At 57.7% G+C, this 12138-nt stretch carries 10 protein-coding genes and 1 tRNA gene; 6 read left to right on the forward strand and 5 right to left on the reverse strand.

Annotation, left to right across the window (positions count from 1 at the left end):
- Positions 1–12: 12 nt before the first annotated feature.
- Positions 13–88, reverse strand: a tRNA-Ala gene (locus tag U9R25_17505).
- Positions 89–299: 211 nt separating this feature from the next.
- Here U9R25_17505 and U9R25_17510 point away from each other — a divergent pair.
- Positions 300–1430 (forward strand): hypothetical protein, encoded by a 1131-nt coding sequence (locus tag U9R25_17510; GenBank protein MEA3337695.1) that lies wholly within the window; start codon positions 300–302, stop codon positions 1428–1430.
- Positions 1431–1500: 70 nt separating this feature from the next.
- On the opposite strand, the gene U9R25_17515 is transcribed toward U9R25_17510, so the two are convergent.
- Complete coding sequence (locus U9R25_17515; protein ID MEA3337696.1) at positions 1501–3852, reverse strand: PEP/pyruvate-binding domain-containing protein; 2352 nt, start codon at positions 3850–3852, stop codon at positions 1501–1503.
- Positions 3849–4397 carry a hypoxanthine phosphoribosyltransferase gene (gene hpt, locus U9R25_17520; GenBank protein MEA3337697.1) on the reverse strand — a complete coding sequence of 183 codons (549 nt, stop codon included), beginning with the start codon at positions 4395–4397 and terminating at the stop codon, positions 3849–3851. The genes U9R25_17515 and hpt overlap by 4 nt, the downstream gene beginning before the upstream one ends.
- A 202-nt stretch (positions 4398–4599) precedes the next feature.
- On the opposite strand from hpt, the gene U9R25_17525 reads away from it, so the two are divergent.
- From U9R25_17525 to selB, 4 genes are all read left to right on the forward strand, one after another.
- Complete coding sequence (locus U9R25_17525) at positions 4600–4917, forward strand: hypothetical protein (protein MEA3337698.1); 318 nt, start codon at positions 4600–4602, stop codon at positions 4915–4917.
- A 52-nt stretch (positions 4918–4969) separates the two neighbouring features.
- Positions 4970–5737, forward strand: coding sequence for a triose-phosphate isomerase (gene tpiA / locus U9R25_17530; protein MEA3337699.1), 768 nt, complete (start codon positions 4970–4972; stop codon positions 5735–5737).
- Positions 5738–5845: 108 nt separating this feature from the next.
- A complete protein-coding gene (locus U9R25_17535) occupies positions 5846–6607 on the forward strand; it encodes a hypothetical protein (GenBank protein MEA3337700.1) in 762 nt (253 codons plus the stop codon).
- Positions 6604–8550, forward strand: a complete 1947-nt coding sequence (gene selB / locus U9R25_17540; protein MEA3337701.1) for a selenocysteine-specific translation elongation factor — start codon at positions 6604–6606, stop codon at positions 8548–8550. The genes U9R25_17535 and selB overlap by 4 nt, the downstream gene beginning before the upstream one ends.
- A 537-nt stretch (positions 8551–9087) precedes the next feature.
- Here the strand turns inward: selB and U9R25_17545 are convergent.
- Together U9R25_17545 and U9R25_17550 are read right to left on the reverse strand one after the other, a co-directional pair.
- Entirely contained in the window at positions 9088–9849 is a 762-nt protein-coding gene (locus U9R25_17545; protein MEA3337702.1) for a prolipoprotein diacylglyceryl transferase family protein, read from the reverse strand.
- Position 9850: 1 nt separating this feature from the next.
- A complete protein-coding gene (locus tag U9R25_17550; GenBank protein MEA3337703.1) occupies positions 9851–10384 on the reverse strand; it encodes a redoxin domain-containing protein in 534 nt (177 codons plus the stop codon).
- Positions 10385–10683: 299 nt separating this feature from the next.
- On the opposite strand from U9R25_17550, the gene U9R25_17555 reads away from it, so the two are divergent.
- The gene (locus tag U9R25_17555) at positions 10684–11934 is read left to right on the forward strand and encodes a hypothetical protein (GenBank protein ID MEA3337704.1); all 1251 of its coding nucleotides are present in this window, start codon (positions 10684–10686) and stop codon (positions 11932–11934) included.
- Positions 11935–12138: the final 204 nt, after the last annotated feature.

Raw genomic sequence — 12138 nt, forward strand, 5'->3', positions numbered from 1 at the left:
GTCAAATCAACCTGGTGGAGCTGAGGGGACTCGAACCCCTGGCCTCTACAGTGCGATTGTAGCGCTCTCCCAGCTGAGCTACAGCCCCAGAATCGGCAGGCACCAAATATTATACTGGGGCGACTCTCGATTGTCAAATAACGATTCAAGGAAACAGCAATCAGGTAGGTTGACACCAGTAATGGCCTATGTTATGCTTTGAATAGTCTAAATCCCCGACTGAAACGGGTTGTCGTTACCCGTTGCTGACTGACAAAAACACCCAAGGATTTGCCCGGATTTCTCAGGAGAACCCGACAATGACTACCAACGATTATGCCGCATCGGCCGCTCAGTTTTCCAGGGAAGTGCGACTGTTGTTTGATGTCGACGAAGAAGTGCTGCGCGGGCCGGCAACGGCTACCGCTGCGCCCGACGGCATGCCCGACCCGCTCGATCAGTTGGTCGAACATTCCACGGCTTTGGTTGAAGAAACCGCCGGGTATCTGGATGCCGAGGATCCTGCCGTTCAACTTGGCGCTGAGCAGCACCTGGTGGCCCATGCCGCCATTGCGCTCCAAGTGGCCGAGCGATTGCTGGATGCCGTGGAAGATGAAGAGGGCGCGCCAAGCACGGCGCCATCCCGGATAGCGCCGGACCCGGTCGATATCGAAGAGCTATTGAGTATTATCGAGAGCCCTCTGGACAGCTCTGCTCCTGAGCCGATGCGCACGTCAGATGGTGTGCCACCTCTTCCAGCCAAGAGTGATGAACTCATGGCAACGGTCGACCAGACTGTCGATCATGTGATGGAGGGCGTGGCAGAGAACTCGCGCGATTCTCTGGCTGGCCTGATCGGCCTGGACGTGGCTCTGCTGAAGGAAGCAGCTGACCTGGTAAGTGTCGAGTTGGGTGCGTTGATAGAAAAGTTGGGAGAACAGACATCCCGCCTGATTGCTCGAGCCGTGGCGTTCATCGTTCAGGCCTACGACAGTCTCCTGGCGGCTTTGGGGCAGGATGTTACCAGTGACCTGCGCCGGCAGGCCGCCGACTGGACGGAGCGATTGCAGGAAGGGGAGACGGTAGAACAACTGCTGGGTTACATCTTCGATACGGAAACTACCTTGGAAGAGATCGAAACGATGCTGACTCTGAGGCGCTTCCCATCGACATCATTGGGTCAGGCCCAGAGCAATGTTCAGGCATTGCAACTCAGCTTCAGCGACCGCACCAAGCTGGTGGGCCAATTGTTGGCAGGCCTGGGCCTGCTCAAACGGATCCCAGCCGCTCGGAACCCTGTAGTCGAAGTTGCGTCGGCAGTGGTGTACATTGCGTTGATTGGCTTGATCATTTATGTTGGCGCGGACTACGTGGATGCACCCAGATTGGAGCGTATTGGCCGGGTCTCGGGCATCTTGCACACCGTGCGGGACAGTTTGATTGCGGTGTAGGTTTCAAAATTGAAGCCGAAACATCTCCAGGTTCCTTACAGTATGAATGATCCTGAAGATCACGGTACACTCAATAGGTCCTGAAATACCCCAGCGCCTTTTCCTGGTCGGCGCTCATCACAACCTCCAGGTACTTGCCATCACGGATGGCTGGAACGTCGATCACCTTCAATGTGCCAGCCAGCGCCGCATCCTCAGGCAAAAGCTCATGCAATCGATTGGACGCCTCGGCAAAAAACCGCTCGTCGAACAGCGTCTCCTTGTTGTCCGGGAAAACTGCCAGAGGAAAGATCCTTGCCTCGACCAGGTCCTGGAAGAAGTGGGTTCCATGCGACACCTCCGGCGCCGCATTGCCATAGCGAACGCCCAATTCAATCAACATCCGGGTATTGAAGATATCAGCGTAGGTCACCTTGACTCCCAAATCAAGGTTTGAACTGCCCCAGCGTCCGGGACCGATCAAAATGAACTGCTGCCCTTGCAGGGCACGATTGAGCCTGCCGACAGCCCGCGCCACCTCCAGCTTGTCGGACGGCATGGCTAAACGAGCGTATTGCGCCGGGTCCACGAAAACAATATAGCGGATGCGATCCACGGTGCCGCTGGGAATCAGGTAGTTGGCGGTGAAGAGTTGATCTTCCAGGGGCACATCGGTGGGTACCCAGGTATCCTGATCCTGATCCCGGCTGCTCTGCGGCCTGCACTGCAACAGGTGGATGATCACCTCGGGCTTGCGGGTTGAGCCACAAAGCTCCACGGTAAACTCAACATCCACAGGGCAGCCATAGGCAGTCCGCAGGGTTGCCAGGATTTTTTTCATCAGCGGTACAAAATCGGTGCGCTTGACCAGTTCATCCAGGGTCAGCACCAACTGGTGAGCAGACACTTTTGTGGCCGAGGACAGGATCGGCTCGATGTAGGTGCCCTGGTTTACCGATGCCATCAGCCGCAGCCACGGATACTGCTCATCGATAACCGATCCGGTTGGCAAGGTCGCCAGGGAATTGGCCTCCAGATCCACCACTTCCATATAGTGCTGAGAGTAATGTTGAATCTGGCGAGCCCCCTTGGCAGGCCGCAGTTGCGGATGGCTCAGGCCAATCATGCGGGGATAATCGTCGGGCACTCGATCCACTGCCCGCGTACCCAGGCCGGTGACAAGACGTACAAATCCCTCCTTCCGCTTGATACGGGAAGTCCATATGAAGGGATTATGACTGAAGCCGACGCCGGCCAGGGTTGGAAAGAAGAGGTTCTTGTGTTTACTACCCTGGACCCGTTGAATAATGACTGCCATCCGCTCGTCGTAATCGATCAAGCCCATGCGACGCCTGTAGAACAGAGCATCGGGGTTCAACGCGCTGGCATAGACCTGGGTGATCGCACAAAGCAGACTTTTAAGGTTTTCCTCCGGAGTCCCCTGGTTCGGGCAAAAAACGCTCTCATACTTGCCGGCAAAGGAGGTCGAAACATTGTCCTCCAATAGACTGGAAGATCGCACAATCAAGGGCACCGGACCAAGCTGGTCCAGCAACATGCTCAGATCCTCGACGATGCGGTCAGGAAAGCGGCCTTCTGAAAACCGCTCGGGGAGGCCTCGAAAGTCCGCTATGATTTCCTCGGAAGATTTGTACTTCTGGTTGATATCATCCAGCAGATCGTTTAGTTCCAGGAATCCGTAGAAGACATCGGCCCCCACAAAAAAAGACTCAGGGACCGAAAGATGGTCCTGCAGTCCCGTGCCGGCCGTATCAGGAGAGCGTTGCAGGATCTTCCAGGCAAGCATCAGGCCAGCCGCCTTGCCACCGATCTTGCCGCGGCCGATGCGGTGCCGGCGAATCTCCTCCAGATCCTCAATGGTAAAAAACTCCCTGGCGATTCCAACGAATGCCAGTTGATCGCTGATCATCGCCCTTATGAGGACCACCTTGATCTCCTGCAGGTGGTGGTGAACTTCCGCTTGCCGCTCCGGAGGCAGGGATTCATAATAGCGGCCCTTGGCGAAGAGTACATCCCAGGGCGCCAACTCGGGATTGAACGCCATCTCCGAATCTTCGCCAGTGCTTGCGCCCAGTTCTTCCTGAATGAGCTCCTCCAGCAAACGACGAGGCAAATTATAGGCAAAATAGAAATCGGTAAGGTGATCGCGAATCTGCCGCATGCGCCGTTGCCACGTCTCCGGCGATTCCTCGCTAAAGGGATTCTGAAGGCCTTCCCGCACTTGAGACTGAACCGCCTTTTCCTCGACCTCCTTCTCGAAAGCCTCCTTGCTGACAACGCCGCGGGAGAAAATCTCCCGCCGCATGTCTTCCCGGATGCGGTCGCTCAGAATTGGAAAGTTAGCCAGATGAAGATAGACTTCCAGCACTTTTGGCAGGGGCAATGTAGTGTTATTGGCCAACGATTCGGTCAGGTTACTCACTGATAAACCTCCGGCTTCAGGACGCCGATGTACGGCAGGGTGCGATGGGTGTCTGCGAAGTCAAGGCCATAGCCCACAACCCAGACATCCGGAATCGTGAATCCCAGGTAATCGACCGGCACATCGACAGCTTCTGAACCCTCTTTTCGCGTCAACACGCAGGTGCGCAGCGATGCCGGGTTACGGCTGGCCAGGACCCGTTGCAGGTATTTGAGGGTACTGCCTGTATCGACAATGTCCTCCACCAGAAGCACGTGGATTCCATCGATCGGAGCACGCAGGTCCAGGACAATTCGCACGGCACCGCTGGTGGCTGTCATGCCATAGCTGGAAACTGCCATGAAATCGACCGCATGGGGGACCCGTAGCCGGCGCGCGAGGTCGGAAAGAAAGATAAAAGCCCCCTTGAGAACACCGATCAGGAGCAGGTGATCTTCACCGGCATAATCATGGTTGATCTGGTTGGCCAGTTCCGCAACGCGGGAATTGATCTCCTCGGCACCGATCAATACGCGGTCAATCTCGGGATGCAGCAGGTCGTTCATAAGTAACCTCCAGGTTTGGCGTCACCTCGATTATAATCCCTGGCCAATCGAGCGTCAAGGAATAAGGAACACCTGTCGTGTTCCCGCGCTTCAAGTTTGAACGATCTCCGGTATCTGGTATAATCCAGTTACGACCCGTGAAGAAGCGTGCAGGACTGACGGGCCATAACAGATTCTCGCAAAGGCTGTTAAAGGCAATCCTATGAGTCTCTTCAACAAAATCCGTTCCGCTCTGAGTGGCAGTTCGTCGAACCGGCCGCGCCCGATGCACTCTGTATCGGTGCGCTGCAATCGCTGCGGCGAGATACTGACCCCTGAAATCGATCTTTCCAACGATCTCAGCATCGACTACGATCGCAACGTCTACCACGTGCGCAAACTTATCATGGGAAGCGGTGATAATCGTTGCTTCCAACAGATTGAGATCAGCCTGACCTTCGATCAAAACAAACATCTGACCGATCGACAGATCAGCGGCGGCACCTTCGTAGACACGCTGGAAGAGGACGACAGTGGCTGAGTCTGTCACAGTTTTGGAACGATAGAAACCCAACAGAAGGAGTTATTATTATATGCGTACACCCATAATCGCTGGAAACTGGAAAATGTACAAGACGGTGGCCGAGTCGGTCGATCTGGTCCGCCAGATGCGGCGAGAACTCAACGCCATCGAAAATGTAGAAAGCGTGGTTTGCCCCACATTCGTTTCCCTGACCGCCGTCGCGGACGCACTGAGCGGCACCCGCGTCGCAGTGGGCGCCCAAAACATGCACTGGGCCGACCAGGGCGCCTACACAGGCGAGATTGCTCCCTCCATGTTGGACGGCTGGTGCCAGTATGTTATCCTCGGACACTCGGAACGGCGCCAGTACTTTGGCGAGACCGATGAAGGAGTCAACAAAAAGGCGCATGCTGCCCTGGCCCAGGGCCTCACACCAATCATCTGCGTAGGCGAGGATCTGGAACAAAACAAGGCTGGGGAGACAGACTCCCTGGTGCGCGGCCAGATCAGCGGCGCCCTCGCCGGCCTTACGGCAGCGCAGGTCAAAACAGTGGTGATCGCCTACGAGCCGATTTGGGCTATCGGCACCGGCCTCACCGCCGAACCGGAGGATGCCAACAGGGTCATCGGTGGAACGATCCGGGGCGCTATCGCCCAGTTGTATGACGACGAGACGGCCCAGGCAGTCCGCATTCAATATGGTGGCAGCACCAAGCCTGGCAACATCGAAAGCTTCATGAACATGCCGGACATCGACGGCGCGCTGGTTGGCGGTGCCAGCCTTACAGCCGACTCGTTCGTCGACATGGTGAGGATTACTTCTCAAGTCCGTTCGTAGCCGCAATAACCCTCAGGGAAGCAATGCCTTGCCCCATCCCGGGGCGAGGCCGTCCATCATCGCACAGTTTTCGGTGGAGGCACGATCTCCCTGAGGGTCTTCAATCCCATGTCTGAGCCCTGGTCAACCCTCATTGCTTTCAGCGTCTCCGTCCTGCTGCTCTATTTGCTTCAGCGTTGGATCTCGCTCCACATGCAGGGCATCGGCATTCTTCTCTTCAACAGCAAGAATGCCGGCATGACCATTCTGTGGGTGTTCCTGCTTCCAGGCATCATCCTCCATGAGTTCAGCCACTGGCTTGCAGCCAGGCTTCTTGGGCTGAAAACAGGTCGTTTCAGCATTTCCCCGGAGATGCAAGGTCAACAAATCATCCTCGGCTCAGTCGAGATTCAGAAAACCAATCCCTTCCTTGATAGCCTGGTAGGACTGGCACCCTTCCTGGCGGGGACCCTGGTATTGCTTCTCATCGGCTACTGGGCCTTTGACGTCAGGACCCTTGCCGAGGCCTGGGAGCAGCGCCAATGGAACGAGATGTTCGACCTGTTGACCGGCACCGTTCGCGTGGCAGACTCATGGCTTTGGCTCTATCTCATCGTAGCCGTAAGCAATGCCATGATGCCCAGTCCCACGGACAGATCGTCCTGGCGATTGGTCCTGATTTACCTGGGCATCACCGGTGCGGTACTGCTGTTGTTGGGCGGTTGGCCCACCCTGCCCACAACCCTGGTTGACCAGTTCGTCATCGCTGTGCAGACCCTGACCTACGCCTTTGGCTTCACCTTGCTGATCGATGTCGTCGTCGCGCTCTTCATCGCGATCATGGAACTGATCCTTAGCACAATCCGGGGTCAAAAGGTCGTCTACAAATGAGAGTAATCGGAACAGCGGGCCATGTCGATCATGGCAAATCGACCCTTGTCCTTGCCTTGACGGGCATCGATCCCGATCGCCTTGCCGAAGAGAAGGCCCGGGAGATGACCATCGATCTCGGTTTTGCCTGGCTGACCCTGCCGGATGGACAGGCGGTGGGAGTCGTGGACGTTCCAGGACATATCGACTTCATCAAAAACATGTTGGCAGGGATTGGTGGCATCGATGCTGCCCTCCTTGTAATTGCCGCCGACGAGGGTGTCATGCCACAGACGCAGGAACACCTGGCAATTCTGGATCTTCTTGAGGTACCGGGCGGCGTCGTTGCCCTGACCAAGATCGACATGGTGCAACACGATCCGGAATGGCTGGAATTGGTTCAGGTCGACGTCGAAGACACGCTGGTTGGCACCGGCCTGGAAGGCTCAGAAATTATTCCGGTCTCAGCCCGAACCGGGCAAGGTCTGGAAGCACTTACCGAGGCCTTGGTCCGTGTGTTGGCCGATGTACCGGAGCGGCGCGATGTTGGCCGGCCCCGTCTGGCCATCGATCGCGTGTTCACCGTGTCGGGCTTTGGCACGATTGTCACTGGCACGCTCAGCGATGGCATCTTGTCCGTTGGTCAGGAAGTTGAAATCGTGCCGACCGGGCTCACGGCCCGCGTTCGAGGCCTTCAGACCCACAAACAGAAGATCGACCAGGCAGTGCCAGGCAGCCGGGTCGCCGTTAACCTGACCGGCGTTAGCAAGGAACAGATCAATCGGGGCGATGTCGTTACGATGCCGGGCACCGTCGGTCCCACGATTTTGGTGGATGTTCATGTTCGCATGGTGTCCGATTCCCCCTGGCCCCTGGAGCACAACCAGTTGGTCAACTTTTTTAGTGGCGCCGCTGAGGTACCGGCCCGCACCCGCCTGCTGGACTCGGAGGCCATTCAAGCCGGCGGCACAGGTTGGATTCAATTGCGTTTGAGCGAACCGGTTGCACTGCAGCGAGGGGATCGCTTCATTCTGCGCCTTCCCTCACCCAGCCGCACCCTCGGCGGTGGCGTGGTCGTCAATCCCTACCCCGGCCGCCGTTGGCGCCGTTTTCGGCCTGAGGTAGTCCAGATGCTGCAGGCCTACTACAGTGGCGATCCTGTCAGGATCTTCCAGCAGGAGTTGTTACGCCGGGAACCGGCAAGTCTTTCTCAGGTAGCCAACGCCAGCAATCTGAACGCCACAGAGGGCCTGAAAGCGCTGGAAACCCTGGTCGAAGCCGGTGCTGTGGAGATTCTCGACGCCGATTGGCAGCGGCAGCGAGACGACGATGATGATCGAACAACCGTGAGGCCCGGTTTGCAGCATCTCGTTTCCAGCGAGGGTTGGCAGAAAATCAAGGCTCGGATCACCAACACCTTGCAGAAATACCACCGTCAATATCCCCTCAGGATGGCAATGCCCCGGGAGGAACTGAAAAGCAAGGTTCAAAGCCGGCGGGGTCATGGCTGGTCCCTTAGCCTGTTCAACGACATAGTGGCCAGGGCCACAGCGCAGAATCTCATTGCCGAGACTGGTTCAACCGTACGGTTGCGAGATCACCAGGCATCCCTCACGCCGAAGCAACAAACAGCCGTCTCCCAGCTGCTCCAATCCTTCGAACGCAACCCCCTCTCTCCTCCAAGTGTTGCCGAGTCTGTGGCAGCTACGGGTGAGGATGTTTTCCTCTGGCTGGTGGACAGTGGACAGTTGATTCGGGTCAGCGGGGATGTGGTATTCAGTGCAGAGGGATACGGGAAAATGGTAGAGGCAATCCTGGAACATCTGCAGTCCGAAGGAAGCATTACGGTGGCTCAGGTGCGAGACCTTCTTGGCACCAGCCGGAAATATGCCCTTGGCCTGATGGAGTACCTGGATTCGCAACGGGTAACCCGCCGCGTTGGTGATACCCGCGTGCTTCGATAACTGAATCAGGGCTACGCCCCGCGTCCGAAGGACGCCGGAGCGCAGCGGAAAGCGCGGTGCACGGGGCCGGGGGGTGGGTTAAACCCTGCTCGGGCCGGTCTTGCGTGCAGGCGTAAGCTTCGTGGCCGTCCGCGAATTGCCTAGCTCACACCTCTCGGTGGCCTTGCTAGGCCGCACCGCCTGTTGGCGTGCGGCGGCGCGAATCCACGAATGCCGCCACCACCTCATTCGTGGATGCCCCATGCCATCGCCGTCCGCACACCGCCGCGCCAACAGTGATCTGCCATCGCCGAGATCCTCTTCGTGCATTCGTGTCCCTATTCGTGGACGGCCCGTCCCATCACCAACTCATTCAGAACATGCCCGGGCCGGTCTCCGCAGGTCCCGCAGCGGAGCGGATGCGTAGCACCCCTGGAAACCGCCCCGGAGTGGGTGAGCGTCAGCCGAAGGGCACATCCTGAGCTTGTCGAAGGGCCCGACCGTGCCAGGCCACTGAGTTGTTTACGGACAATCACCGAAAAGTGACTCCAGGCGAAATCATGGCGAAACGCTCTCCTGAACTGCGGATGGCGACTCTGTCGATGCCATCCTGGCAAGAATCCCGCCGCTGATGGCAACCAGCAACAGCGCAACAAGCTGAACCAGCCGCCAGCCATCCCCGACCGTCAGACTATCTGCACGCAAGGGCTCCAAAAAGAGCCGGATTGTCGCATAGCCAAAGAGAGCAAGCAAGGCAAGTTGCCCGGGTTGCTGCAGATGGCCGCGATCATAACGAAGAAGCACTATCAGCAACGCCAGCGTTGCCAATGCCTCATACAGAGCCACCGGATGTCTGGTTACCCCATATAGCTCAACACCCCAGGGGAGATCGGTCATAGTGCCCAGGGTACGGCCCGCCAGAAATGCACCCAATCCGGCGATGGCCAGGGCGAGCAGCAATCCCATCGCCGCAACGTCCAGAAAGGCAAGAGGGGGTAGATGATGGCGCCGTAGATAGATCGCGGCGACCAGCAGCGCTCCGATGATGCCTGCCGCCGGAAGAAGCGCACCGGGGCTGAGCGAGATGATCTGGAGCGGGTCGTTCCGGTAGACCTCAAAGTAGGCGATCACATGACCCAGGCGAGCCGCAATCAAGCCACCGATCAGGGCGTAAAACCCGGCGTTGTAAACGTGATCGCGCTCGATGCCGTGGCGGTCTGCCAGCCGCGCCGCCAGCCACAGGCCCGCCCAAAAGGCGATTAACAGGAACAGGCCGTAGGTCTGCAATCGCATGGGTCCAATAGGAATAGTTGGAAACATATCAGGGATAGATCGCTTTGAGGTTTTGCGCCAGCACGGCATCCGTCATAGGACCGATGAAAGTCCGTTGGATCACCCCGTCGCGATCGATGAAAAATGTTGTGGGAATGGAATTGACAGCGTACTCCCGGCTAACCCTTAACCGTTGATCGATGACCGTTGGAAAATCAATTCCTAATCCCTCTCGATAGCGGGACACGATGTCGGGCGTTTCGTTTTGATTCACCCCCAGGACCACCACGCCTGCCCGCGAAAGTTGTTCATGAAGACGCTGAAGCTCAGGCATCTCGGCCCGGCAGGGTCCACACCAGGTCGCCCAGAAATTGAGCACCACCGGCTGTCCTTGAAGATCGGCAAGTTCCAACTGCTCGCCATCCAACGTGTTCAGGGTAAAGGCTGGGGCCGGGTGATTGACGGCAGGCGCCGGCGGCAATGCGGCGTCAATTCCTTCGGCGGGCACTCGTCCCCAGATCAGGGCTGCGAGGCCAAACAATAATATGATTCCTGTCAACGTCAACCATCGGTTTCGATTCATGCTGTGACATATCTCCTGCCAGCTCCATTATAAACACATCACGCGCCCCGGCAACTGTCAGCACGCTCACCAAAGGGACGGGATGGCGCAATAAGTGCTGCACCACCCCGGAATGCCGACAGAACAATAGCAGGCATAGCGCCAAACTTGTGGCAACCGCCAAACTCGTATGACAGTATACAGACTTCGCCGCCAGATTCTGGCACACTGGGAGTAGTGTTGCCACGATTGGCCCGGAATAGCGTCCAACCGGGTTGATCCACATCCAAACGAAGACACGCTCGGGAACCGACCGGCTTATGCATAACAAACCGATTCCAGGCATAATCACGCTGCTGCGCATTTCGGTGCTGTTGCCGATTGTCAGCTTGCTTGTGTTGGGCCTGACCCGGTCGTGGCAGGATACTTCGCCCCCGAACCTCTTTATCGTCCTGCTGGTGGTACTTGCCCTGCTCCCCGCCGCAATGGTTTTTGTTCCGGCCGTTCGCCGGCGCTTGAATGGCGCCTGGTTACCGGCAGCCCTTGCCACCTATCTGATCTGCCAGACGGTTATCACCAGTCTGCTCCACAGCCTGGGTCTCGTGCGTTTCGACATGGTACAGCTGGGACCCCTGTTTGTTGTGGAACCGGGAGTGCTTCTGATGATTCCACTTTTATTAGTGGCCTGGCAGTATGGTTGGCGAGGCGCTCTGGTGGGAGCCGCTCTGGTCGGAGTCCTCCATGTCGGTATTGGCTTCCTGATGCACCAGCTGGCCCCGGAGTCGGTTCCTGTTTCTCCCGTGACAACGATCCTGCGTCCGGATCTGCTCTTTTTGCTGCCCCTGATACTGGCCTATCTTTCCGGCCTGCTGCAGAAACAGCAGCAGCAACAGATGCAGAACGAGAGTCAGCTGCGGGAGTATGCAGCCACCGCCGAGATCCTGGGCGCGAAGCGGGAACGCACCCGCATGGCCGATCAGTTGCAGAAAACCCTGGGACCGCCATTGACCTCCCTGGGAGATCACCTGGAGATCTTTGCGGCCGTGGTGGGATCATTGCCCGAGGCAACAGCTGAACGGTTGCGACTGATCTACCAGGATGCCCGTTCCGATTTGCTGCATACCCGGCAGGCTATCAGCGACTTGCAGCCGGTATCGGTTGAGGAAGTGGGATTGACTGAAGCCATCCGCACCCGTGCCCAGCAGTTGGCTGACGGCAGTGATTTTGAAGTAGAGGTGGAAGTATCCGACGTTTCCGGCAGCCTGACGCCGGAGCAGGAACTACTGCTTTACCACGTCACCGACGAGGTCTTGAGCCATGTCGTCAACCACGAAAACGTTCACCAGGTGCGTCTCTGCTTGACCCGGATCGAGGGCTTCGTCGCTTTGACCGTACACGACGACGGTGACGGCTGTCGTTGTCGGCAACAGCAGAACACGAGCGACACGCTGGAGGAGATCCAGGCCCGCGCCCGGCTCGCCGGAGGGCAACTCTGTGTCGACGCCCACGACCAGGGTGGCAATACCCTGGCCCTCTGGTTGCCCTTCGAACAGAACGACCAGGCGCTTTAGGCGTTTATCGCAGAGGCAGACTGTCAGATTGTCAGAATGTCGGAATGTCAGAGGGTAGCAGAGGCACAAGGCCTCCGTGTCTCTACCCAGCTCTCACCTCTCGGTGGCCTTACCTAGCTCTCGCATCGCCGCGTCCCCCCTCCCCGCGTCCCCACATTCCCCGTGTCCCCGCGTCCCCCCTCTCCGTGTCCCCGTGTCCCCCCT

This window comes from Chloroflexota bacterium, assembly GCA_034717495.1.
GTDB lineage: Bacteria > Chloroflexota > Anaerolineae > JAAEKA01 > JAAEKA01 > JAYELL01.